This window comes from Roseivivax sp. GX 12232 (assembly GCF_021272185.1).
In the GTDB taxonomy this organism is placed as follows: domain Bacteria; phylum Pseudomonadota; class Alphaproteobacteria; order Rhodobacterales; family Rhodobacteraceae; genus Roseivivax.
This window is the reverse complement of the sequence record NZ_JAJSEC010000001.1, coordinates 748349-771830: the sequence shown is the minus strand read 5'-3', so window position 1 is coordinate 771830 and position 23482 is coordinate 748349. Positions and strand designations below refer to the sequence as shown.

General features: G+C 68.9%; 21 protein-coding genes. 6 read left to right on the top strand and 15 right to left on the bottom strand.

Annotation, left to right across the window (positions count from 1 at the left end; translation table 11 throughout):
* Positions 1-3 precede the first annotated feature (3 nt).
* The 4 genes from LR948_RS03565 to LR948_RS03550 form a co-directional block, all read right to left on the bottom strand.
* Positions 4-1419: a type II and III secretion system protein family protein gene (locus LR948_RS03565; RefSeq protein ID WP_232752541.1), complete on the bottom strand. Its 1416-nt coding sequence runs from the start codon at positions 1417-1419 to the stop codon at positions 4-6.
* A gap of 205 nt (positions 1420-1624) precedes the next feature.
* Positions 1625-2464, bottom strand: a complete 840-nt coding sequence (gene cpaB / locus LR948_RS03560) for a Flp pilus assembly protein CpaB (RefSeq protein ID WP_232752540.1) — start codon at positions 2462-2464, stop codon at positions 1625-1627.
* A 36-nt stretch (positions 2465-2500) separates the two neighbouring features.
* Positions 2501-2701, bottom strand: coding sequence for a hypothetical protein (locus LR948_RS03555; RefSeq protein WP_232752539.1), 201 nt, complete (start codon positions 2699-2701; stop codon positions 2501-2503).
* Between the two features lie 163 nt (positions 2702-2864).
* On the bottom strand, positions 2865-3065 hold the full coding sequence (locus LR948_RS03550) for a hypothetical protein (protein WP_232752538.1): 201 nt from the start codon (positions 3063-3065) through the stop codon (positions 2865-2867).
* 334 nt (positions 3066-3399) lie between these two features.
* Here LR948_RS03550 and LR948_RS03545 point away from each other — a divergent pair, with 334 nt between their 5' ends.
* Entirely contained in the window at positions 3400-4248 is an 849-nt protein-coding gene (locus LR948_RS03545; protein ID WP_232752537.1) for a lytic transglycosylase domain-containing protein, read from the top strand.
* On the opposite strand, the gene LR948_RS03540 is transcribed toward LR948_RS03545, so the two are convergent.
* The 11 genes from LR948_RS03540 to coxB form a co-directional block, all read right to left on the bottom strand.
* Positions 4240-5661, bottom strand: coding sequence for an FAD-binding oxidoreductase (locus LR948_RS03540; RefSeq protein ID WP_232752536.1), 1422 nt, complete (start codon positions 5659-5661; stop codon positions 4240-4242). The genes LR948_RS03545 and LR948_RS03540 overlap by 9 nt on opposite strands.
* 884 nt (positions 5662-6545) lie before the next feature.
* Positions 6546-7298 (bottom strand): MBL fold metallo-hydrolase, encoded by a 753-nt coding sequence (locus LR948_RS03535; protein ID WP_232752636.1) that lies wholly within the window; start codon positions 7296-7298, stop codon positions 6546-6548.
* A gap of 503 nt (positions 7299-7801) precedes the next feature.
* The gene (locus LR948_RS03530; RefSeq protein ID WP_232752535.1) at positions 7802-8386 is read right to left on the bottom strand and encodes a GNAT family N-acetyltransferase; all 585 of its coding nucleotides are present in this window, start codon (positions 8384-8386) and stop codon (positions 7802-7804) included.
* A complete protein-coding gene (locus LR948_RS03525; protein ID WP_232752534.1) occupies positions 8386-9648 on the bottom strand; it encodes a pitrilysin family protein in 1263 nt (420 codons plus the stop codon). The genes LR948_RS03530 and LR948_RS03525 overlap by 1 nt, the downstream gene beginning before the upstream one ends.
* The gene (gene thrC / locus LR948_RS03520) at positions 9645-11033 is read right to left on the bottom strand and encodes a threonine synthase (RefSeq protein ID WP_232752533.1); all 1389 of its coding nucleotides are present in this window, start codon (positions 11031-11033) and stop codon (positions 9645-9647) included. The genes LR948_RS03525 and thrC overlap by 4 nt, the downstream gene beginning before the upstream one ends.
* Entirely contained in the window at positions 11030-11716 is a 687-nt protein-coding gene (locus LR948_RS03515; protein WP_232752532.1) for an SURF1 family protein, read from the bottom strand. Before LR948_RS03515 ends, thrC begins: the two co-directional genes overlap by 4 nt.
* Positions 11717-12836: 1120 nt before the next feature.
* On the bottom strand, positions 12837-13637 hold the full coding sequence (locus LR948_RS03510) for a cytochrome c oxidase subunit 3 (protein WP_232752531.1): 801 nt from the start codon (positions 13635-13637) through the stop codon (positions 12837-12839).
* Between the two features lie 26 nt (positions 13638-13663).
* Positions 13664-14248, bottom strand: a complete 585-nt coding sequence (locus LR948_RS03505) for a cytochrome c oxidase assembly protein (RefSeq protein ID WP_232752635.1) — start codon at positions 14246-14248, stop codon at positions 13664-13666.
* Complete coding sequence (locus LR948_RS03500) at positions 14248-14403, bottom strand: hypothetical protein (RefSeq protein WP_370634857.1); 156 nt, start codon at positions 14401-14403, stop codon at positions 14248-14250. Before LR948_RS03500 ends, LR948_RS03505 begins: the two co-directional genes overlap by 1 nt.
* Positions 14404-14423: 20 nt before the next feature.
* Positions 14424-15368: a heme o synthase gene (cyoE, locus tag LR948_RS03495; protein ID WP_232752529.1), complete on the bottom strand. Its 945-nt coding sequence runs from the start codon at positions 15366-15368 to the stop codon at positions 14424-14426.
* A gap of 87 nt (positions 15369-15455) precedes the next feature.
* Positions 15456-16343 (bottom strand): cytochrome c oxidase subunit II, encoded by an 888-nt coding sequence (gene coxB, locus LR948_RS03490; protein WP_232752528.1) that lies wholly within the window; start codon positions 16341-16343, stop codon positions 15456-15458.
* A gap of 281 nt (positions 16344-16624) precedes the next feature.
* Between coxB and tldD the strand changes: the two genes are divergently transcribed.
* The 5 genes from tldD to LR948_RS03465 all read left to right on the top strand — a co-directional run bounded on the left by tldD (position 16625) and on the right by LR948_RS03465 (position 23478).
* Positions 16625-18046: a metalloprotease TldD gene (gene tldD / locus LR948_RS03485; RefSeq protein ID WP_232752527.1), complete on the top strand. Its 1422-nt coding sequence runs from the start codon at positions 16625-16627 to the stop codon at positions 18044-18046.
* 77 nt (positions 18047-18123) lie between these two features.
* Positions 18124-19389, top strand: coding sequence for a DNA-processing protein DprA (dprA, locus tag LR948_RS03480; RefSeq protein WP_232752526.1), 1266 nt, complete (start codon positions 18124-18126; stop codon positions 19387-19389).
* 158 nt (positions 19390-19547) lie between these two features.
* On the top strand, positions 19548-19721 hold the full coding sequence (locus tag LR948_RS03475; protein ID WP_232752525.1) for a hypothetical protein: 174 nt from the start codon (positions 19548-19550) through the stop codon (positions 19719-19721).
* A 458-nt stretch (positions 19722-20179) separates the two neighbouring features.
* Positions 20180-22693, top strand: coding sequence for a type I DNA topoisomerase (topA, locus tag LR948_RS03470; RefSeq protein ID WP_232752524.1), 2514 nt, complete (start codon positions 20180-20182; stop codon positions 22691-22693).
* An 86-nt stretch (positions 22694-22779) separates the two neighbouring features.
* Positions 22780-23478, top strand: a complete 699-nt coding sequence (locus LR948_RS03465; RefSeq protein ID WP_232752523.1) for a CoA transferase subunit A — start codon at positions 22780-22782, stop codon at positions 23476-23478.
* Positions 23479-23482 lie beyond the last annotated feature (4 nt).

Below are 23482 nucleotides of genomic sequence, written 5' to 3'. Positions count from 1 at the left end.
GCCTCAGTCCATCACGTAGCCGTAGGAGCCGTTGAAATCCTGCGTGGCGACCTCGCCCGCGGCGCCGCGTTGGGCCCGGGGGCCGGGCGCCTGGGTGTTGCCGAAGAGGAAGAGGTCGCGCTCGGTCGGCGGCCGCACCCGGTCGGTGGGCAGGGCCAGCGCCTCGCCGCGCGTGGGCGTGACGAGATGCGGGGTGACGATGATCACCAGCTCCGACTGCTCGCGGGTGTATTCGGCGCTGCGGAAAAGCGCGCCAAGGACGGGTACATCTCCGATCCAGGGCAGCTGCGAGCTGTTGTCGCGGAAGTCGTCCTGCAGGAGGCCCGCGATGGCGAAGCTCTCGCCGTCGGCCAGCTCGACCGTGGTCGCGGCGCTGCGGGTGGAGAAACCGTCGATCGAGATGTTGTTCAGCTCGATGCCCGAGGAGCTGTCGATGGCCGAGACCGTGGTCGACAGCTCGAGGTTGATGATCTTGCCGTCGACGACGCGGGGCACGAAATCGAGCTGGATGCCGAAGGGCTTGAACTCGACCGTCACCTGCTCGTCGCCGCTGTTGACCGGCACCGGGTATTCCCCGCCTGCGAGGAAGGAGGCTTCCTGCCCCGAAAGCGCGGTCAGGTTCGGCTCGGCCAGCATCCGCACCATGCCCTTGGTCTCGAGCGCCTCGAGCAGGATGCCGATCTCCAGCCCGCCGACGTCGAAGTTCAGAATCGAAGCCCCTGCGGTCGAGGCATCGAGCGGCACGGCCCCGGTCGACGGATTGGTGCTGAGATAGCTGCCGGTGGTGACCTGTCCGGCCTCGCCGCCGAGAAGATCGCCGGCGATGTTCACCGAAGAGCGCAGGGCCTTGGAGACCGAGCGCTGCATCTCGGCGAAACGGACCTTCAGCATGACCTGCTGGACGCCGCCGACCTGCATGAGGTTCGACACGCGCTCGGGCGCATAGCGTTCGGCGAGGCTCAGTGCCCGGTCGAGCGATTGTACCGAGCTGACGGTGCCCGACATGACGATGCCGTCATTGGCCGTGCGCACCTCGATGGGCTCGTCGGGGAGGATCTGCTTCAGCCGTTCCTTGAATTCGGAGATATCGGCCGAGACCCGCACGTCGACATTGGCGATGAGCTGGCCCTCGGCGTCGAACATCGACAGCGTCGTGGTGCCGGGTGCCTTGCCCAGCACGTAGATCGTGCGGTCCGAGAGCGAAGAGATGTCGGCGATGCCCGGGTTCGCGATCGAAAGCTCGGCAAAGGGTGTGCCGCTTTCGACAACAACCGCGCGGTTCATCGCAACGGGAAGAATCGAGCCGACGCCGCCGCGCACCACGCGCAGGGACTCGGCCTCGGCCTGGGGCGCCAATGCCGGTGCGCCGCCAAGGACGACCCCCAGGAGGACCGCCCGCAGAATTCCGTCGATGTTCATGTGACCTGCCTTTCCGATCACGCCTCATGCCGCAGGTCTTGCGCCCGCCTTCGGCAAAACCCTGTGCGAGAAATCGATTTTTTGCAAGAATCAACCACTTTCGCGGCGCTTTTCATGTGGGACGCCGGCAACATGCACCTGGCCCGGGCCCGCACAGAGAAACGGCGCCCCGCCGGGGCGCCGCTTCCAAGGTGTTGATATCAGGTCAGTTTGTGCAGGGGATCGGGATCTGCACGACCTCGGAGCCCTTGCGGGTGCGGATGGTGCAGACCTCGGGCGTGGCGGCGGCGGCCTTGGGCTCGCGCTTCTCCAGGCCGAGGAGCGACCGCTGGTCGACCTCGATCGCCTCGGCGATGGTGGTGTCGTCCGAGGCCATGAGCGAGAGCGACAGATCACCCGTCGACTGCGCCTGGGCCAGCGCCGCGACCTGCTGGGGGCGGGCGGCGACGGTCACCGTGCGGGCGATGGTCGCGCCGTTGGCGTTGTCGGCATTGGCGCTCTGGTCGATGGCGATCAGCTCGATCCCGGTCTGGATCAGCTTGGTCACGTCGTCGTTGTTGATGCGGCCGGTCCAGTAAATGTCCACGCGGTCGCCGGGACGCAGGAAGCCCGAGACGCCCGAGGCCACGTCGACCTTGATGGCGAAGGCGCGCATGCCCTTCTCGAGCCGCGAGGTGATGCCCGCGTCGCCGCCGGGCTCAGAGACCTTGATGGCCATGACCGCTTCGTTGGTCTCGATCTGGCGCAGCACCACGCGGGGGTCCATGCCCTCGGCCAGCAGCGGGTTTTCTTCGTCGAAGAAGCCCTCGGGCAGGGCCTCGGTCGGCCATTGCACGAGCTTCACGTCCTTGGGGGTGATGGTCTGCCCGTAGGCGAGCGGCTTGGCGGCGACATAGATGGTCTGGGTGTCGACCGCCTCTTTCTGCTTGGCGCGCTCTTCCTTCAGGGCGGTCTCATAGGCGCCGATATAGGTCTGCGCCATGTAGACGGCGAAGCCCGCCAGGCCGATGCCCGCGATCAGGACAAGTCCAAAAATCAGTCGCATGATGCCTTCCTTTCGTCTCGCAGGCGGGCGGCGGCGTCAGTCTCCGGCGCCGGTCAGGACCACGTCCTCTTCGGCGTCGATGGTGTTCGATGTGTCGTTCACGAGGTCGAGCGTCTGCCCGCCCATGAGCGTGTAGGCGGCGATGGCCAGTGCGATGGTGCCGGCGGTCAGGACCACCCAGTCAACAGTGATCGCACCGCATTCGCTGCGGGAAAAGGTCTTGAGATGGGAAAACATGCTGGCTGCTCGCTTTGTCCGAGGCCGGCGCCTTGGCGCGGGCCTGTCCGGGTCGGTCGGAGCCCGCTTGAACCTGCCCCATCCGCTCGGCCCGTGCCCCGGGCCCGGGGTTTCGAGAAGGCCCGCAGGGGCCCTCTCAGTCTTACGCGGTCACGCGGCGGGGTCAGTCGCCGGCCGGTGCCAGAACGACGTCCTGCTCGGCGTCGACGTCTGCAGCGGCATCGCCGATCAGGTCGAGTGCCTGGCCGGACAGGCCCGAGTAAGCGGCCACGGCAAGGCCGACAACGGCTGCGGTCAGCACGACCCAGTCAACCGTGACTGCGCCGTCTTCGTCCTTGCGGAAGGTGTTGAGGAATTTGAACATGGTCGTCTCCGTAGGGTTCAGTTTGCTCTCGTTACCACACCGGGTCGGACGTTTTCGGGGGTCTCTCATCCTCCCCGCGCCCTTGTCGGTATGGCTTCATATAGCCGTCGGATTGGGGCACGATTTTGACCGCAATGGATCCTTTTCCGTAATTGATGCTATTTTTGCGATGTTTGGGTTAACGCCTGGAATCGCTGGGAAATACCCGCTTCTTGCCGCCGGGTGAGGGGGCGGGAACACGATAATCTGGCGATTCCGCCCGGTTTGCCGCGCGCCATTGGGCGCAAAGCGCGGATGTGCGACACTTGTCGCAACAGACAGAGGCAATGAGCAGATGCCCCATATCACAAGGTCCTGGCTTCTGGCCGCCCTCCTGGCGGCGGCGCCGGCGGGGGCCGAGACCCCGGGCGGGGATTTCTCGGCGCGCTTCGTCAAGCCGCCGGCCCCCGGCAGCCAGAAGCGCGTGACGGTGCAGATCGCCCCGCGCGCCAACCCCGCCGTCTATGCCGCCCCCGAGGCCAAGGCGCCGCCGGAGCCCGGGGCCGCGCCCGGTGCCGAGGCGGCCTCCCCGCGCGCGCCCGGGCCCGAGGCGCGCTACGGCTGGTTCTGGGACCAGGTGGCGCCCGAGCGCGCGGCGGCGGCGGGGCCGGGGCGGCTCGAGCCGGCGCTGGCGGCGCTGAAATCCGGGCCGGGCGGCGCGCCGGTCGCGGCCCCCCGGATGCAGGCGGTGCAGGATCTTGCGGCGCGCTACGGTCGCGACCTCCTGCTGCACAGCGTCGACACCCAGGTCTCTCCGGCGCTGGCGCTCGCGGTCATGGCGGTGGAATCCGGCGGCCGGCCCGAGGCGGTCAGCCGCGCCGGCGCCCAGGGGCTGATGCAGCTCATGCCCGAGACCGCGGCGAGCTTCGGGGTCAGCGACGCCTTCGACCCGGCCCAGAACATCCGCGGCGGGATCGCCTTTCTCGACCGCCTGATGCGCGCCTATGGCGGCGACCCGGTCCTGGTGCTGGCGGGCTACAACGCCGGCGAGACGGCCCTGGCCGAGGCCGGCGGCGTGCCGCCCTTCGCCGAGACGCGCGACTACGTGCCCAAGGTGCTGGCCGCCTTCGAGGTGGCCCGCGGGCTCTGTAAGACGCCGCCGATGCTCTTGTCGGACGGCTGCGTCTTCAACGTCTCACCCTGAGGCGCGCAGCACCGCGCCGGGGTTCATGATGCCGTTGGGGTCGAGCGCGGCCTTGATCGCCCGCATGGCGCCCAGCTTGGCTGGGTCCTGGTAGCGTTCGAGGTCGCCGACCTTCAGCCGGCCGATCCCGTGTTCGGCGCTGACCGATCCGTCCATCTCGTGCACCAGGTCATGCACGCAACGCTTGATCGCGTCGCGCTTGTCCTCGTGGTCGGCGCGGCTTTGGCCGGGCACCGGGAAGACGTTGTAATGCAGGTTGCCGTCGCCGACATGGCCGAAGCAGTTGACCCGGAAGTCGCCCAGGGCCTTCAGCCGGGCGATCCCTTCGGGGATGAAGGACGGGATCGCCGAGAGCGGCAGCGAGATGTCATGCGAGGAGATCGCCCCGATGGCGCGGTTGGCCTCGGGGATGCGCTCGCGGATCTGCCAGAAGTCGCGCGCCTGGGCCTCGGACTGGGCGATGAGCCCGTCCTGGACCAGGCCGGCCTCCAGTGCCTCGGCGAAGAGCGCCTCCAGCGCCTCGGCGGGGTCGAGCCCCTCGGGCAGACCGATCTCGATCAGCACCGACCAGCCGGGGGCGCTGTCGAAGGGCTGGCGCAGCTCGGGGATGGCCTCGGCGAGGAAGGCATAGCCCATGCCGCTCATCAGCTCGAAGGCCGAGATCCCCTCGCCGAGCCGCGCCCGGGCCCGCGAGAGGAGCGCCAGCGCCGCCTTGGGGTCGCGCACGGTCAGAAGGGCTGTGCCGGTCGCCGCGGGCAGCGGCGAAAGCTTCAGCGCCGCGGCGGTGATCACCCCCAGCGTGCCCTCGGCCCCGATCAGGAGGTTCTTCAGGTCGTAGCCGGTGTTGTCCTTCCTGAGCCGCCGCAGCCCGTGCCAGACCTCGCCCGAGGGCAGCACCGCCTCGAGCCCCAGGCAGAGGTCGCGGGCATTGCCGTAGCGCAGCACGTTCACGCCGCCCGCGTTGGTGCCGAGGAGCCCGCCGATCCGTGCCGAACCCTCGGAGGCCAGCGACAGCGGGAAGAGCCGGTCCTCGGCCCGCGCGGCGGCCTGAACATCGGCGAGGATGGCGCCGGCCTCGGCCACCAGCACGTTTTCCTCGGGGTAGCTGGCGCGGATCCGGGTCATGCGCTCGAGGCTGAGGATCAGGGGCTCGGCGCCCTCCTGGCTGACCTGGCCGCCGACGAGCCCGGTGCCGCCGCCGTAGGGCACGAGCGGGACTTGGGCCGCGTTGGCCTGCCGGACGATGGTGGCGACCTCCTCGGTGGTGCGGGGCAGGGCGACATGCCGCGCGGTGCCGCGCCAACGCCCGCGCGGCTCCTCGGTGTAGCGCGGCTCGGCGGGGCGCAGGGTGTCGGCGGGCAGGGCCTCGGTCAGGCGGGCGAGGAAGGCGTCGTCGGCGGCGTTCAGGGTCACGGGCGGGAGGTCTCCTGGCTTGCGTGCCCCCTCGGGATAGCGCGGCGGCGGGCCGGGGGCCAGTGGGGGGTGAGGGTGCAGGCGGGGCCGCTGGGCCCTGATGGTCGCCTCTGGAGGGCTCATATCGAGGCCGAGCCCCTCTTGCGCCCGAACAGCACCGAAGGTGCCGGGCGCGCGCCGGACCGGCCCGATGGGCCGGCGCTCTTGTGGGCGGGGCGCTAAGATCACCGCTCGTCCTGACCTTGCCTGGATAAAGCGCGCAGCTCAGAGGGCGGCAGCGCCGGCCCCCGGTCCGGCGCGCGCCCTCTGGTAGGGAGGGTTGAGAGGGGGAGGGTTGGTCTCTGTGGCCAGGCAGCGCTGCCGGACAGACTGGCGCGTCCTTTGACCTCATCTAGGCGGACCTTGGGGTCCCCGTGTTTCCTCGGTGGCATTCTGACCCTGCTGTCGACATCCCACGCCTTCCTGCGCCCGAACAGCATCGAAGATGCCGGGCGCGCGCCGGACCGGCCCCTTGGGCCGGCGCTCTTTTAGTGGCGCGCATAGATTGTCGTTAGCCCTGACCTTGTTGGGATAAAGCGCGCCGCTCAGAGGTCAGCGGCGCCGGCCCCCGGTTCGGCGCGCGCCCTCTGGTGGGGAGGGATGAGAGGATGAGGGCTGCGTCGTTGGTTCGTCGGATGGAGCGCCGGCGAGGGCTTTGGGTTTAGCTACAGGCACGGCAGTGGGTCTTGGTCGCGGCGAAGTCGGAGTATTCGCTTCCGGCGTTGTGCCGGTCGGGAAAGACTGGGCGCTGGTCATTGCAGTGCTCTCAGGCGCTGCAATTGAGGGCCACATGCCAAGGCCCCAACACCCACCGATCCTCCCCCCACGGCCCACGCCACCTCCCTTCACCCCGGGTCCCTCAACAACTCCGGGCGCAGCACCATGATCGTCGGACGCTCGGGCAGGGTGGCGAGCGAGACCTCCAGGCTCGGGCCCTCGACGCGCTCCACCGCGAAACCGGGGCCGATCTCCTCGAGGAAGGCCTCGAGCGCCAGCCCGGAGAACCAGTGCATCGGCACGATCACCCGGCTCTTCAGGCGCTCCAGCACGTTGATCATGTTGGTGCGCGCCATGGTGTAGCCGCCGTCGACCGGGACCATGACCACGTCGAGCCGGCCGATGGTGGCGTATTGCTGGGGGCTGGGCTCGTGGTGCAGATGGCCGAGGTGGCCGATGCAGAGGCCCTCGACCTCGAAGATGAAGATCGAATTGCCGTTGTCCTCGCGTCCGCCGAAGGCCGAGCGGATGTCGGTCGAGACGTTGCGCACCAGCATCTCGCCGAGATCGAGGTGATGGCGGACGGGCGTGCCGAAGCTCTCGCTCCAGCCCGGCAGGACATGCGGGATCGCGGGGTCGGGATTGGCGGTCCAATGGGTGGAATGGGCGTGGTTCATGGTGACCACGTCGGGCAGGAGCGTGGTGTTGCCGATGAAGCCGGTGAAATCGGTGACGGCGTTGAGCCCGCCGCGGGTCTGCAGAAGGAAGGAGGCATGGCTGATGTAATGCAGCCGGACCGAGTATTCCGGGACGGGCGCCTGCCAGTTCGCTTTGGTAGGGCTTTGCGCGGCGGCGGCACTGCGGGGCGCGCGGGTTGCAATGGGGGAAGCGTATGCGGCGGCCTCAAGGGCCAGAGGCGGCGCGGGCTGAGGCGTGACGGCGGGGCCATTTGCGGACAGGCGCGCAGAAGCGAAACGACTCTCGGCGGGGTCAGCGCGGGCGATCACGGCCTGAGAGCCAACCGAACCCAACGCGACAGCCGGACCCGCAAAACCAGCAGGCACTAGAGAACTGCCCGCCCCATGCCCCGGAGCCGAACCGCCAAACCCCGCCGCCCCAGAGCCGCCCGACCAAAGCCCCCCGGACGCCCCCACGCCCCCAAGCCGTTCTGGCGCAGAAACCCCCGCCTGCTGCAGATACGACACCCCCGGCGCGGCCTCGGCCAGCGCGATGCAATGCGAGGGCCGGCGGTCGGCGTCCTGGGCGGTGGCGAGGGCGGGCAGGGCGCTCAGGACAAGCGCGGCGATGATGCGGAACATGGGCGGGACCTCCTGGGCGCGAGGCTAGCACAGCCCTGCCGTCCCGGGGTCACGTCAGCGCGAGGTCAGCCCACCTGGGTCCGTCCGCGCCGGTCGCTGCGCAGACTTGCGTAAAGAACATGCGTCCGCCAGCGCCCGTTGATCTGCAGGTAGCTCTGCGCGACGCCCTCGTATTTGAAGCCCGACCGTTCGAGCAGCCCGCGCGAGGCGACGTTCTCGGGCAGGCAGGCGGCCTCGAGCCGCGACAGGTCGAGCTTGCCGAAGGCGTAATGCGCCATGGCCTCGATCGCCTCCTGCATGTAGCCCTGCCGGGCGAAGGGCTGGCCGATCCAGTAACCCAGCGTGCCCGATTGCGCGGGCCCCCGGCGGATGTTGTCGAGCGTCAGCGCGCCGAGCAGCATCTGGTCCTCGCGGCGCACCAGGAAGACCGGCACGGCGGTGCCGCCGGCGATCGAGCGGTTGGCCCAGTAGACCCGGTTGGTGAAGGCCCGCCGGGTCAGATGGTCCGAGGCCCAGGTCGGCTCCCAGGGGACCAGGAAGGCGCGGCTGTCCTGGCGCAGCGCCGCCCAGCCGGTGAAATCCGCATGGACCGGCGGCCGCAGGGTCAGCCGCTCGGTCTCGAGGCGCAGTTTCCGGCGGCGCGACAGCATCAGGCGGCGCGGGCCGCGTTCAGGGTCTCGAGCGAGGGGGCTTCCTCGACCGGACCGTAAAGCGCCAGCGCCGCCGGGGCGCGCGCGGCGATCTCCTCGGCATGGGCGCGCACATCGGCGAGGCTCACCGCGTCGATGCGGGCGATGGTGTCCTCGATCTCGGGGACATGGCCCCAGATCTGCACCATGCGCGCCTGCCGCTCGGCGCGCGCCGAGGCGCTTTCGAGCCCCATCAGCAGGCCCGCCTTGAGCTGGGCGCGGGCGCGGTCGATCTCGGCGGTGCCGATGTCCTCGGCGGCGCGCTTCATCTCGTCGATGGTCAGCCGCGCGAGGCCCGGCAGTTCCGCCGCCGAGGTGCCGGCGTAGATCGTCGTGGTGCCGGTGTCCGCATAGGCGCCGGAATTGGCGAAGATCGTGTAGCAGAGGCCGCGGCGCTCGCGGATCTCCTGGAAGAGCCGCGAGGACATGCCGCCGCCCAGGAGCGTGGCGTAGATCTGCGCCGCGAAGAAATCCGGCGCGCGGTAGCCCGGGGCCTCGAAGGCCAGCGCGAAATGCGCCTGTTCCAGCGCCCGGGCCTCGCGGATCTCGCCGCCCCGGAAGCGCGCGGCATCGGCGTCGCGCGCCGGGCGCGGGGCAAGGTCGCCGAAAAGCGCCTCGGCCTGGGCCACCAGCGCGTCATGGTCGACCGCGCCCGCCGCCGAGAGGATCAGCCGGTCGGGCCCGTAGTGTTCATCTACGAAGCGCGCCAGGTCGTCGCGCCCGAAGCGCGAGACATTGGCGACCGGCCCGAGGATCGAACGGCCGATGGCCTGGTCGGGATAGGAGGTCTCCTGCAGCCAGTCGAAGATGATGTCGTCCGGCGTGTCGCGGACCTGGCCGATCTCCTGCAGGATGACGCCGCGCTCGGTCTCGATCTCGCGGTCCTCGAAGGCGGGATTGCGCAGGATGTCGGCGATCAGGTCCAGCGCCAGCGGCACGTCGGGCTCGAGCACGCCGGCGAAATAGGCCGTGGTCTCGCGCGAGGTATAGGCGTTGATGTAGCCGCCCACGTCCTCGATCTCCTCGGCGATCTTCAGCGCGCTGCGCGAGGCGGTGCCCTTGAAGGCCATGTGCTCGAGGAAATGCGCGACGCCGTTCTCGGCCGCGCGCTCATGCCGTCCGCCCGCGCCGACCCAGATGCCAAGCGCCGCGGATTTCAGGTGCGGCATGTTCTCGGTGACGATGCGGAAGCCGTTGGGGAGCGTGGTGATCCGGTAGGTCAATGGGCGATGCGGTCCTTTACCAGGGTTTCGAGCGCGGCGAGGTCGTTCTCGGCGCGCGTGACACGTTCGGGCCGGTCGAATAGATCGGCCATGCGGTCGGGCAGGGGCGGGCGGAGGCCCGTGGCGGCCTCGACCGCGTCGGGGAATTTCGCGGGATGCGCGGTGGCGAGCGTGACCATGGGCACGGCGGGGTCGAGGTGTTCCTCGGCCACCTTCACGCCGACGGCGCTATGCGGGCAGAGAAGCTCGCCCATCGTGGCGCGGGCGCGGGCGATCGTGGCGCTGGTGTCCTCCTCGGAGGCGCGGCCCGAGGCGAAATGCGCGCGCAGCCCCTCGAGCGCGCCCTGGCTGACGTGGAAGCCGCCGGCCTTCAGCTCCTCCATGAGCTGGCTCACCGCCCGGCCGTCGCGGCCGTAGACGTCGAAGAGCGCCCGTTCGAAGTTCGAGCTGACCTGGATGTCCATCGAGGGCGAGATCGAGGGCGCTACGGTATCGGTCGTATAGGCGCCGCTGGTCAGGCAGCGGTGCAGGATGTCGTTCTGGTTGGTCGCGACCACCAGCTTGTCGATCGGCAGCCCCATGCGCTTGGCGATATAGCCCGCGAAGATGTCGCCGAAATTGCCCGTGGGCACGGTGAAGCTGACCTTGCGGTCGGGCGCGCCGAGCGCCACGGCCGAGGAGAAGTAATAGACGATCTGCGCCAGCACCCGGCCCCAGTTGATCGAGTTCACCCCGGCGAGCCGCACCTCGTCACGGAACTCGAAGTGGTTGAACATGTCCTTGAGCCGCGCCTGGCAGTCGTCGAAATGCCCGTCGAGCGCGATGGCATGCACGTTGGCCTCGCTGGGCGTGGTCATCTGGCGGCGCTGCACCTCGGAGACCCGGCCATGCGGGAAGAGGATGAAGACATCCACCGCGTCGAGCCCGCGGAAGGCCTCGATCGCCGCCGAGCCGGTGTCGCCCGAGGTGGCGCCGACGATGGTCACCCGGTCGCCGCGGCGCTTCAGCGCCTCCTCGAACATCTGTCCGATGAGCTGCATCGCGAAGTCCTTGAAGGCCAAGGTGGGCCCGTGGAAGAGCTCGCAGAGGAAATGCCCGGGGCCGAGCTGCACCAGCGGCGCGCGGGCGGCATGGCCGAAGTCGCGGTAGGCGTTCTCGATCAGCCGCATGAAGGTGGCGTCGTCGAAGGCATCGGCCACGAAGGGCCGCATGACCCGGAAGGCCAGCTCCTCGTAGGAGAGGCCGCGCAGGGCGCGGATGTCGCCCGCGCTCATCTGCGGCACGGTCTCGGGGACATAAAGGCCGCCGTCGCGGGCCAGCCCGGAAAGCATGGTGTCCTCGAAGCCGAGGACGGGCGCGCTGCCGCGGGTCGAGACGTAGTTCATGGCCGGACCTCTTTTCGGGCGAAGCTGCCGCGCAGGATGTAGGCGAGGGTCATCGCGATCCAGATGGCGGCCAGCGAGAACCAGGTGATGGCGTATTGCAGGTGGTCGTTCGGGATGCCCTGGGTCGAGACCGGCAGAGGCGCGATGCCCGGGGCGGGCGGCGTCTCGGCGCGGGCGATGACCAGGAGCGGCTCGGTGCCGAGCGCCTCGGCCATAGGGGCGATGTCGCGGGCGAACCAGATGTTGCCTTCGACGTCGTTCTCGGGCGTCGAGGAGGTGCGGTCGTCGGTCCAGTGCAGGTTGCCGCTGACCTCCGTCGGGCCGGTGCGGCGGGTGGCGTCGCGGGCCGCCTCGGGCACGAAGCCGCGGTCGACGAGCACCCGGCGGCCGTTCTCGGTCTCGAAGGGGGCGATGATGCGGTAGCCCGGGCCCTGGCGCTTGACCGAGACGAGGACGTGCAGCTCGCCCGGCTCGATCTCGCCTTCGAGGGCGACCGGCTGGTAGCGCTGGGCCTCGGGGTCGACCACCCGCGGCAGCGGCTCGGCGGGGCCGGAGATGCGCTCCTCGATCTGGGCCAGGATGCCTTCCTTCCAGGCCAGGCGCTGCACCTGCCAGACCCCGAGAGAGATCAGGATCGCGGTGCCGATCAGGCCGAAGAGAAGCGGGGCGATGAGGCGTTTCACGAGGGCACGCGGGCATCCGTGTTGAAGGTTCGCGTTGCTCTATCCCGTTGCGCGCGCAGGTTCAATGCGGAGCTGCCGCGGCGGCGGTGTGGTGCGGGGTCGCGTGGGGGGCTGCACCGCTGGGATCGCGTTATGCCGCCGTCTCCTTCCCGCTCCTGCTTTTCTGCTGCTTGATCCCCCCGACCTTTGCCTCGGACCAATCACTGATTGTTTGTCTTCGTAACTTCCCCAGACCCGTCACCGCCGCCCCGCTGCCCTGTCGGTGACGGCTCAGGACTTTCCGCCCTCACAATCAAGACCCCCGGCACGGCACCGGCGGACACGCCCCCTTTCTTGCGCCCGAATAGCACCGAAGGTGCCGGGCGCGCGCCGGACCGGCCCGATGGGCCGGCGCTCTTGAGAGTGGCGCGCATAGATCAGACCTAGTCCTGACCTTTTTGGGATAAAGCGCTTGGCTCAGAAGTTGGTAGCGCCGGCCCCCGGTCCGGCGCGCGCCCTCCGTTGCGCGGGTTGAGAGCGGGTAGGGGCTGCTGGGTGAGGATGGGAGCCTGCGCATGTGGTCCGCCCGGTTCCAAGCGATTGCACTTGTCTTCCAGGCGCTGCTTCGCCCCGGCTTGGTCTTTGCCCTGACCTTGGAGAGCGGGGCGCCCACCTGTGCCCGAATAGCACCGAAGGTGCCGGGCGCGCGCCGGACCGGCGCCTTGGGCCGGCGCTCCTTGGGATGGCGTGCTTAGATCGACGCTTGTCCTGACCTTGTTGGGATAAAGCGCCTCGCTCGGAGGTCGGTAGCGCCGACCCCCGGTCCGGCGCGCGCCCTCTGGTGCGAGGGGTGAGAGGGGGCTTGTGGTGGCGGGGGCGTTTCAGGTGTCGGGCGGTGGGCGTGTTTCGCGGTGGGGTTGGCGTGGGTGCGTCCTGGGGTGCATTGTTGGGGGCGTTGGTCCGAGCGGTGCCCGTGCGACTCAAGAGACCCAAGCCGGACCCGCGCAATCCCCTAACACCGTCATGCCCGGCCGCCCGGCCGCCCAACCGCCCAGCAACCACCCCCCACCCCCAAACCAAAACGCGCCCGCCGTTGAGGGCGGGCGCGTGGCAATCAGCGTCCTAAGAAGGTCCGGCCGGGTCAGCCGCCCCAGACGTAGACGGCGGCGAAGAGGAACAGCCAGACCACGTCGACGAAGTGCCAGTACCAGGCGGCGGCCTCGAAGCCGACGTGCTTGTTGGGCGTGAAATGCCCCCGCATCAGCCGCATCAGGCAGACGAAGAGGAACACCGTTCCGATGATCACATGCGCGCCGTGGAAGCCGGTCGCCATGAAGAAGTTGGCACCATAGATGTTGCCCGAGAAGCCGAAGGCCGCGTGGCTGTACTCATAGGCCTGGAAGACCGAGAAGATCAGGCCCAGCACGATGGCGATGATCAGGCCCCACTTCATGTCCTCGCGGTTGTCCTCGTGCACCAGCGCGTGGTGTGCCCAGGTCGCCGCCGCACCCGAGCACAGCAGGATCAGCGTGTTGATCAGCGGCAGGTGCCAGGGGTCGAAGGTCTCGATGCCCGCGGGCGGCCAGACGCCGTCCTCGGCCGGGGAGTTCGGGCCCATCGGGTACATGGCGTGTTTGAAGAACGACCAGAACCAGGCGAAGAAGAACATCACCTCGGACATGATGAACAGGATGAAGCCGTAGCGCAGGCCGATCTGCACCACCGGGGTGTGATCGCCGACCTGGCTTTCGCTGACCACATCGGACCACCAGGCGAACATCACGTAGAGCACGCCGACAAGGCCGATGAGGAACATCCAGGGCCCGCTGTCCTTCATCCAGAGCACCGCCCCGAACAGCATGACGAACCCCGCGACCGCGCCCAGGAAGGGCCAGATCGAGGGGTTCAGGATGTGGTAGTCGTGGTTTTTCGCGTGCGCCATCTGGGTTCCCTCGCTCGCTTTCCGCGTTAGTTGACGTTGGCCGCGCTCTGGCTGCCCTCGTCGAGACTTTCCTGCACGTCCTCGGGCAGGTCGATCTCGTAGAAGGTGTAGGAGAGCGTGATATGGTTGAGTTTGCGGGTGTCCGGGTCATCGACGATCGCGGGATCGACGAAGAAGCTGACCGGCATCTGCACCCGCTCGCCGGGCATCAGCACCTGCTCGGTGAAGCAGAAGCACTGCACCTTGGAGAAATGGCTGCCCGCCACGAAGGGGGCGACGTTGTAGCCGGCCTGGCCCGCGATGGGTTCGTCGGTCGGGTTGTAGGCCTCGTAGAAGGCCAGCCCGTCCTGGCCGATCTTGACGGTCATCTCGGGTTCGACCGGCTTGAACTCCCAGGGCATCCCGGCCTCGACATTGGCGTCGAAGCGCACGGTGATCTCGCGGTCGAGCACCTCGCCGCTGCCGGCCTCGGCCGTCCCGGTGGTGCCGCCGTAGCCGGTCACCGCGCAGAACCAGTCGTAGAGCGGCACCGAGGCCCAGGCCATGGCGCCCATGAAGGTCGCCACGCCGACGAGCTGCGCCACCGTCTTGGTCTTGCCGTCCATCGCCATCATTCGCCTCCTGCCGATTGGGTTGCCGCCGGTCCCCGGGGCATCTCGAAGTCGCCGCGGGTGACCTTCACGAAGGTCAGCCCGAAGACGATGGCGATCAGGGCGGCGAGGCACAGCCCGACGCCGAGGTTCCGGCTGAAGCGCCGGACGTGCATGTCATGTCTGCGAGAGAGGCTCAAAACAGACCTCCGAAGCCAAGCCCCAGTGCCGCCAGCGCCTGGTCGGCGAGGATCGCGCCGAAATGGGCGAAGAGATACAGGAGCGACAGTTTGAAGAAGCGCTTCTCGACCGCGTAGTTGTCGGCCTCGGCCTGGACCTCGTCGCGGCGCCAGATCGCCACGGCGCCCTTCACGAAGAGCGCGTTCAGCACCAGCGCGCAGAGGAGGTAGGCCGGGCCGCCGACCGAGGTCGCCGCCATGGCCAGCGCCAGCGCGGCCAGAAGCAGGGTGTAGATCAGGATGTGCCGGCGGGTGGCCGGGCGGCCGTGGGTCACGGTCAGCATCGGCACGCCGGCATCGTCGTAGTCCGAGCGCATGAAGAGCGCCAGCGCCCAGAAGTGCGGCGGGGTCCACATGAAGATCAGCGCGAACATCAGCACGCTCTCGACCGAGACGCCGCCGGTGGCCGCGGCCCAGCCGATCATCGGCGGGAAGGCGCCCGCGGCGCCGCCGATCACGATGTTCTGCGGCGTCGAGCGCTTCAGCCACATCGAGTAGACCACGACGTAGAAGAAGATGGTGAAGGCCAGGAGGGCCGCCGCAACCCAGTTGGTCGCGAGCCCCAGGAAGACCACCGAGAAGCCCGAGAGCGTCAGCCCAATGCCCAGCGCCTCGTCGCGCGAGACGCGGCCCGAGGGGATCGGCCGCTTGGCCGTGCGCCGCATCACCGCGTCGATGTCGGCGTCCCACCACATGTTGAGCGCGCCCGAGGCGCCGCCGCCCACAGCGATGAAAAGCACCGCGCAGAAGGCCACGAAGGGATGCAGGCCGTCCGGCGCGGCCAGAAGGCCCACGAAGGCGGTGAAGACGACCAGCGTCATCACCCGCGGCTTCAGCAGCGCGAAGTAGTCGCCGAACTGCGGCTCGTCCTCGGTCAGGGTCTGAAGGCTGATATCGGTCATCTGGCGCGGGGCTTCGGGGCTGGGGCAGGTCTGGAACGGGGGGCGGGCGGTCCGGTCTCCCGGGCCGCCCGGTCAGTTTCCGGGCGCTTACTGCGCCGCGGCGATCTTGTAGCTCTCGCCGGTCTCGGCCGAGGCGTATTCTTCCTTCATCTCGGCCAGCCAGGTGTCGTATTCCTCCTGGCTCACGACCTTGACGGTGATCGGCATATAGGCATGCGCGATGCCGCAGAGCTCCGAGCACTGGCCGAAGTAGATGCCTTCCTGCTCGGGGGTGAACCACAGCTCGGCGAGGCGGCCGGGCACGCCGTCCTGCTTCACGCCGAAGGCCGGGATGGTCCAGGAGTGGATCACGTCGGCGGCGGTGACCTGCACGACCACGGTCTTGCCGACCGGCACCACGACCTGGGTGTCGGTGGCCAGGCGGAAGTGCTCGGGCTCGTAGCCGGCCTCGGTCAGCTGGGCCTCGACCTCCTCGGTGTAGGAGTTGTCGCCGCCGGTGGCGGGCGAGCCGATCATGTAGCTGTCGAAGCCGAAGCCTTCCTGGGGATATTCGTAGCCCCAGTACCACTGGTAGCCGGTGGCCTTGATGACCACGTCGCCTTCCGGGATCTCCTGCTGCTTGAACAACACCGGCAGCGAGAAGGCCCCGATGAAGACCAGGATCACGATCGGCACGATGGTCCAGGCGATCTCGATCGGGGTGTTGTGGGTGAAGCTCGCCGACTCGGGGTTGGCGCGGCGGTTGTAGCGCACGATCACCCAGGCCAGGAGCCCCATGACGAAGATCACGATCGCGGTGATGATCACCGTGATCATGCCGTCGAGCCACTGCAGGTCGCGGGCCAGTTCCGTCGCCGCCGGCTGGAAGCCGATGCCGCCGGCCTTGGGCGCGCCGATCACCTCATTGCTCTGGGCCAGCGCCGGAGCTGCAAGAAGGGCCGTGAGAAACCCCGCAATCATCGTCTTGGTTCGCATGTAACACCTAGGTGGTTTCGTCGTTTGCGTCGGGCCGGTCCGGAGCGCGTGCCAAGCGGCAGAGATCCGGGCGCGCGTTCCCCCGTTGTTTCGACGCCGGTTAAAACCATATTCCTACGGGCGGAGTAAAGGCGGATACTTGCGGCAAAGAGCCGCTTGTGCCCGCCCCAGCCCCGGGCGACTGTCCCGGTTCCCGCCCGCCCGCGCCCCGCCGCGGCGATCCGACCGCCCCCGGGGCGGCCCCCGCCGGGCCGCGCCGGGCCTGCCCAGACGGAGTATCCATGACCGACGCGCCCTTCCGCCCGCTCGAGACGCATCTCGATGCCGAGACCGCAAGCACCGTCCTCGGCGAGGCCCTCGCGGGCGCCGACGACGGCGAGCTTTTCTTCGAGCGGCGCCGCAGCGAGAGCGTGCTGTTCGACGACGGGCGGGTGAAAACCGCGAATTACGACGCCTCCGAGGGATTCGGGCTGCGCGCGGTCCGGGGCGAGGTGGCGGGCTATGCCCATTCCACCCAGATCGACGAGCCCGCCCTGCGCCGCGCCGCCGAGACCGCCCGCCTGGCCGTGGGCGCCGGCGGCGGCAGCATGGCCGCGGCCCCGCAGGCCACGAATCGCCGGCTCTACACCGATGCCGACCCGATCGCGGGCCTGCCCTTCTCGGTGAAGCTCGACACCCTGCGCGAGATCGACGCCTTCCTGCGCGACCTCGATCCGCGCGTCGTGCAGGTCTCGGCGAGCCTCGCGGCCTCCTTGCAGGAGGTCACCATCCTGCGCGCCGAGGGGACGCAGGTCTCCGACGTGCGGCCGATGACCCGGCTCAACGTCAGCGTCATCGTCGAGGAGAACGGCCGCCGCGAAAGCGGCACCGCCGGCGGCGGCGGGCGGGTGTTGCTCGACGGGCTGGTCGATCGCGCCGACTGGGAGGCCAAGGCCCGCGAGGCGCTGCGCATCGCGCTGGTGAACCTTTCCGCCGAGCCCGCGCCCGCGGGCACCTTCGACATCGTGCTGGGGCCGGGCTGGCCGGGTATCCTGCTGCACGAGGCGGTGGGCCACGGGCTCGAGGGCGACTTCAACCGCAAGGGCTCCTCGGCGTTCGCGGGGCTCATGGGGCAGCGCGTCGCCGCACCGGGGGTGACGGTGCTGGACGACGGGACGATTCCCGACCGGCGCGGCTCGATCACCGTGGACGACGAGGGCACGCCCTCGGGCAAGAACGTGCTGATCGAGGACGGCATCCTCGTGGGCTACATGCAGGACCGCCAGAACGCCCGGCTGATGGGCGCCGCGCCCACCGGCAACGGCCGCCGCGAGAGCTACGCCCATATCCCCATGCCGCGCATGACCAACACCTACATGCTGGGCGGCGAGGCCAAGCGCGAGGATCTGGTGGCCGAGCTGAAGGACGGCATCTACGCCGTGGGCTTCGGCGGCGGGCAGGTCGACATCACCAACGGCAAGTTCGTCTTCTCCTGCACCGAGGCCTACCGCGTGAAGGACGGCAAGATCGGCGCCCCGGTCAAGGGCGCCACGCTGATCGGCGACGGCGCCACGGCGCTGCAGCAGATCCGCGGGCTCGCCGATGACATGGCGCTGGATCCGGGCATGGGGAACTGCGGCAAGCAGGGGCAATGGGTGCCCGTCGGCGTCGGCCAGCCTTCGGTGCTGATCGGCGGGCTGACCGTGGGCGGCGCCGGCACCTGAGGTTTTTTGCGGGATGTTAAGGGTGGCTTAACCCTCGGTGCGCTAGACCTGCTCGGGCAACGAGACGGGGCTGGCGAATGGCCGAGGATTTTCCTTCTTCCACTCATCCCCTACTCCCACCCCCCACGGAAGACGCGCGGTTCGACTGGCTCCGTCTCTTGCGCTGCCGCCGCGTCGGCATTTCGACCTTCTACCGGCTCCTGGGCGAGTTCTGCACGCCGGGCGCGGCGCTTGAGGCTTTGCCCGAGATTGCCGCCGAGGCGGGCGTGGGCGGCTATCGCATCTGCCCCGAAGCCGTGGTCGCCGCCGAACTGCGCGCCGGCCGGGCCGCCGGGGCGCGGCTGATCTGCCGGGGCGATGCCGATTATCCCGCCCGGCTCACCGATCTGGAGGATGCGCCGCCGCTCATCTGGGTGATGGGCGACCCGGCGCTCTTTGCGCGCCCCATGGTGGCGCTCATCGGGGCGCGGAACGCCTCCTCGCTGGGCCGGCGCATGGCGCGGCGGCTGGCCACGGACCTTGGTGACGCGGGGCAGGTGGTGGTCTCGGGCCTTGCCCGCGGTATCGACGCCGAGGCGCATCGCGCGGCGCTGTCGACCGGCACCCTGGCGGTCATGGGCGGCGGGGTCGATGTGCTTTACCCGCAGGAAAACGCGGGCCTCGCGGCTGAGATCGTCGCAGGCGGCGGTTGCAGGATCAGCGAACAACCCATGGGCATGACGCCCCAGGCGCGGCATTTCCCCGCCAGGAACCGGCTGATCGCCGGGCTCTCAAGGGCGGTGATCGCGGTGGAGGCGGCGGCGCGCTCGGGCTCGTTGATCACCGCGCGGGCGGCGCTGGACCTCGGCCGCGAGGTCATGGCGGTGCCGGGCCATCCCTTCGACGCAAGGGCCGCGGGCTGCAACATGCTGATCCGCGACGGCGCGGCGCTGGTGCGTGGCGCGGGCGACGTGCTCGAGGCGCTCGACCCCGAAGAGGTGATCGACCAGGACGACCCGCAAGCGCCGCTGCCGCTGGGGCCGGGGGTCGCGCGGGAAGCAGGGCCGGGCAGGGCGGCTGTGTCACGGGCCGGGCAGGGGGCCCGGGACGACATGGCGGAGGCAGGCACACCGAAGGCCCCGGCGCCTGCAAACACCGCGAAACCCCCGGTGCTACCCGACACCACTCTCGCGCTGCACCAGGAAATCCTGTCACGTCTCGGGCCTTCGCCCATCGCCGAGGATCAGCTCATGCGCGACCTCGCGCGGCCGGCGCGGGACATCGCGCCGCTGCTCACCGATCTCGAGCTGGAAGGCCGCATCCGCCGCGCCGCCGGCGGCATGGTCGCGCGGCTGCCCGATTGAGCCCCGCTCAGCCGGCACCGCCCAAGCATTAACCATGCTGCGCGGAAGCCGCACGCACACATTCAAATAAGTTGATTCGTTAACGTTTTGACGTAGAATTGCTAATGGGGCAGGTTACGTAAGGTCTTAAACCGTTTATGTAAAATGGGGATGTCCTAATGAAATCCGTCAAACTTGCTCTGCTTTCCGTCTTCGCCCTGACCCTCTCGGCCTGCGCGGTTGTCGAACGCTACGAGGTCGAGCTGGCCTATGATCCGCTTCTGGCCAAGGACGGCACCGTCCTCGAAGAGGACTGGGTCATCGTGAACACCCGGGATCTTCCCGACAGCTGACGCCGCCGCTTCAGCGGTTGCGCTGCGCGATGCGACACGGCCCGGTGCATGTCCCGCACCGGGCCGTTTCTTTTGCCGGGCCGTGACATTCCGGCACGAGGCTCCGCCGTGACAGTCCGCCGCGGCGTCTGGGCGTGACGTGGCACGCAGCACCTGCGCCGCGAGATCCCGCCGCGCGGCCGAAGTCGGACGCGCCGTCCCGCGCCCCCCGCCCGTGGAATTCCGCCCTGCGCCCGCGCCTTGGCGCGCCGCCGCCAGCCCTCACCGGGCCACGCCGCCGCGGCCTCTCTGTCCCGCCATCCCGCCGTGCCACGCCAGCGAAACAGCCCCCGAAACCCACCTCCGCAAACCCGCCGCCCGGCACCCCGCCGCCAAGCTTGATTGACAATCTCGGCTTGCACGACACATGTTCCCCGCCCATATCCCGCTGAACATTTTTTCCCCGAGGTCCGTTCATTATGCCCGTTGTCGTTGTCGAATCCCCGGCCAAAGCCAAGACGATCAACAAGTACCTGGGATCGGAATACACGGTCCTGGCCTCCTACGGGCATGTCCGCGACCTGCCGCCCAAGGACGGCTCGGTGAACCCAGACCAGGACTTCGACATGACCTGGGAGGTGGCCAACGACAGCCGCAAGCATGTCAAGGCCATCGCCGACGCGCTGAAGGACGACAACGCGCTGATCCTCGCCACGGACCCCGACCGCGAGGGCGAGGCGATCTCCTGGCACCTGAAGGAGGCGCTGACCAAGCGGCGCTCGATCAAGAAGGACACCGACGTCCGCCGCGTCACCTTCAACGCCATCACCAAGCAGGCGGTGACCGAGGCGATGAAATCGCCCCGCGAGATCGACGCCCCGCTGGTCGAGGCTTACCTGGCGCGCCGGGCGCTCGACTACCTGGTGGGCTTCAACCTCTCGCCGGTGCTCTGGCGCAAGCTGCCGGGGGCGAAATCGGCGGGCCGGGTGCAATCGGTCTGCCTGCGGCTCGTGGTCGAGCGCGAGATGGAGATCGAGGCCTTCCGCGCCCGGGAATACTGGTCGGTCAAGGCGCTGCTCGCGACCCCGCGCGGCAAGGAGTTCGAGGCCCGGTTGGTCACGCTGGCCGGCAAGAAGCTCGACCGCTACGACCTCGAGAACCAGACCCAGGCGGAAATGGCGGTCCAAGCCATCGAGAGCCGCGACCTCAGCGTCACCTCGGTCGAGGCCAAGCCCGCCAACCGCAACCCTGCCGCGCCCTTCATGACCTCGACCCTGCAGCAGGAGGCCAGCCGCAAGTTCGGCATGGGCGCCAAGATCTGCATGTCGACCGCGCAGCGGCTCTACGAGGCGGGGCACATCACCTACATGCGGACCGACGGCATCGACATGGCACCCGAGGCGGTGCATGCCGCCCGCGACGCGATCAAGGACCGCTACGGCGCCGAATACGTCCCTTCCTCGCCGCGGATGTACAAGAACAAGGCCAAGAACGCGCAGGAAGCGCATGAATGCATCCGGCCGACCGACATGACCAAGGACGCCGTCGCGCTGGGCCTGCGCGACGCCGACCAGAAGAAGCTCTACGACCTGATCTGGAAGCGCACCCTGGCCTGCCAGATGGAGGCCGCGCGCCTCGAGCGCACCACCGTCGAGATCGGCAGCCGCGACGAACAGGTCGGCCTGCGCGCCACCGGGCAGGTGGTGCTTTTCGACGGCTTCATGCGGGTCTACGAGGAAGGCCGCGACGACGTGGTCGACGACGACGACAAGCGCCTGCCGCAGATTTCCGAAGGCGACACCCCCGAGAAGCGCGGCATCACGCCCGAGCAGCATTTCACCCAGCCGCCGCCGCGCTACACCGAGGCGACGCTGGTCAAGAAGATGGAAGAGCTGGGCATCGGCCGGCCCTCGACCTATGCCAGCGTGATCACCACGATCCAGGACCGCGAATACGTCCGCAAGGACAAGAACCGCCTGATCCCCGAGGACAAGGGCCGGATCGTCACGATCTTCCTTCTGAACTTCTTCAAGCGCTACGTGGAATACGATTTCACCGCCGCGCTCGAGGAGGAGCTCGACGACGTCTCGGCGGGCGAGCGCGACTACAAGGAGCTGCTCTCGAAGTTTTGGCGCGATTTCTCCGCGGCGATCTCCGAGACCTCGGACCTGCGCATCGCCGAGGTGCTGGACGTGCTCGACGACGCGCTGGCGCCGCAGCTCTATCCGCCGAAGGAAGACGGCAGCGACCCGCGCATCTGCCCGCTTTGCGGCGAGGGCAGCCTGCACCTCAAGACCTCGAGGTCGGGCGGCTTCGTGGGCTGCTCGCGCTACCCCGAGTGCCGCTACACCCGCCCGATCGGCGGCGACGAGGGCGCGGGCGACCGCATCCTCGGTGAGGACCAGGGCGACGAGATCAGCCTGCGCTCGGGCCGCTTCGGGCCCTATGTCCAGCGCGGCGAGGCGACCGAGGAGAACAAGAAGCCGCCGCGCGCCAGCCTGCCCAAGGGCTGGGCCCCCGAGGACATGGACCTCGAGAAGGCGTTGACGCTCCTGAGCCTGCCCCGCGAGGTCGGCAAGCACCCCGAGGACGGCGAGCCCATCGAGGCCGGGATCGGGCGCTACGGGCCCTTCGTGAAACACGGCCGGCTCTACGCCAACCTCAAGGAGGTCGACGAGGTCTTCGAGATCGGCATCAACCGCGCCGTCGACGTCCTGGCCGAGAAGGCCGCCAAGCGCGGCGCGGGCCGGGGTGCTGCGGCCAAGCCCTTGAAAGAGCTCGGGGAACACCCCGAGGAGGGCGGCCCGGTCAACGTGCTCGACGGGCGCTACGGGCCTTACGTGAAATGGGGCAAGGTCAATGCGACCCTGCCCAAGGAGGTCGAGCCCGCCGACGTCACGATGGAGCGCGCGGTCGAGCTGATCGCCGAGAAACAGGCCAAGAAGGGCGGCAAGAAGAAGGCCGCGCCGAAGAAGAAGGCCGCGAAGAAATAGCCCCTCCCCGGGTCCCGGCTGGCCGCATTGACTTCGCGGAGGGCTGGGGCCACAAGTGAGCAAATTCGCTTCAGAGGGACGGCAGAATGAAAAAAGTCTACGGATCCGCAACCGAGGCGCTTGACGGTCTCCTGCATGACGGAATGCTTATCGCGGCGGGCGGTTTCGGCCTGTGCGGCATTCCCGAGCTCCTGCTCCAGGCGATCAAGGAGTCGGGCGTCAAGGACCTCACTTTCGCGTCGAACAACGCCGGCGTCGACGACTTCGGCATCGGCATCCTGCTGCAGACCCGGCAGGTGCGGAAGATGATGTCCTCCTACGTGGGCGAAAACGCGGAATTCATGCGCCAGTATCTCTCGGGCGAGCTCGAGCTGGAGTTCAACCCGCAGGGCACCCTGGCCGAGCGGATGCGCGCCGGCGGCGCCGGCATCGCGGGCTTCTACACCAAGACCGGCTACGGCACGCAGATCGGCGAAGGCAAGGAAGTCAAGGACTTCGACGGCGAGAACTACATTCTCGAGCGTGGGATCTTCGCGGATCTGTCGATCGTGAAAGCCTGGAAGGCCGACACCACGGGCAATTGCATCTTCCGCAAGACCGCCCGCAACTTCAATCCGCCGGCGGCCATGTGCGGCAAGGTCTGCGTGATGGAGGTCGAGGAGATCGTCGAACCCGGCGAGCTTGATCCCGACCAGATCCATCTTCCGGGCGTCTACGTGCACCGCCTGATCCAGGGCGAGCACGAAAAGCGCATCGAGAAGCTGACGACGCGCCCCGCCGCCTGAGCGC

Coding starts and splice junctions, on each gene's coding strand:
- LR948_RS03565 (WP_232752541.1), bottom strand. CDS start 1,419: ATGAACATCGACGGAATTCTGCGGGCGGTCCTCCTGGGGGTCGTCCTT.
- cpaB (WP_232752540.1), bottom strand. CDS start 2,464: ATGCGACTGATTTTTGGACTTGTCCTGATCGCGGGCATCGGCCTGGCG.
- LR948_RS03555 (WP_232752539.1), bottom strand. CDS start 2,701: ATGTTTTCCCATCTCAAGACCTTTTCCCGCAGCGAATGCGGTGCGATC.
- LR948_RS03550 (WP_232752538.1), bottom strand. CDS start 3,065: ATGTTCAAATTCCTCAACACCTTCCGCAAGGACGAAGACGGCGCAGTC.
- LR948_RS03545 (WP_232752537.1), top strand. CDS start 3,400: ATGCCCCATATCACAAGGTCCTGGCTTCTGGCCGCCCTCCTGGCGGCG.
- LR948_RS03530 (WP_232752535.1), bottom strand. CDS start 8,386: ATGCTGTCGCGCCGCCGGAAACTGCGCCTCGAGACCGAGCGGCTGACC.
- thrC (WP_232752533.1), bottom strand. CDS start 11,033: ATGAACTACGTCTCGACCCGCGGCAGCGCGCCCGTCCTCGGCTTCGAG.
- LR948_RS03510 (WP_232752531.1), bottom strand. CDS start 13,637: ATGGCGCACGCGAAAAACCACGACTACCACATCCTGAACCCCTCGATC.
- LR948_RS03505 (WP_232752635.1), bottom strand. CDS start 14,248: ATGGCGATGGACGGCAAGACCAAGACGGTGGCGCAGCTCGTCGGCGTG.
- LR948_RS03500 (WP_370634857.1), bottom strand. CDS start 14,403: ATGCACGTCCGGCGCTTCAGCCGGAACCTCGGCGTCGGGCTGTGCCTC.
- cyoE (WP_232752529.1), bottom strand. CDS start 15,368: ATGACCGATATCAGCCTTCAGACCCTGACCGAGGACGAGCCGCAGTTC.
- coxB (WP_232752528.1), bottom strand. CDS start 16,343: ATGCGAACCAAGACGATGATTGCGGGGTTTCTCACGGCCCTTCTTGCA.
- tldD (WP_232752527.1), top strand. CDS start 16,625: ATGACCGACGCGCCCTTCCGCCCGCTCGAGACGCATCTCGATGCCGAG.
- dprA (WP_232752526.1), top strand. CDS start 18,124: ATGGCCGAGGATTTTCCTTCTTCCACTCATCCCCTACTCCCACCCCCC.
- LR948_RS03475 (WP_232752525.1), top strand. CDS start 19,548: ATGAAATCCGTCAAACTTGCTCTGCTTTCCGTCTTCGCCCTGACCCTC.
- topA (WP_232752524.1), top strand. CDS start 20,180: ATGCCCGTTGTCGTTGTCGAATCCCCGGCCAAAGCCAAGACGATCAAC.
- LR948_RS03465 (WP_232752523.1), top strand. CDS start 22,780: ATGAAAAAAGTCTACGGATCCGCAACCGAGGCGCTTGACGGTCTCCTG.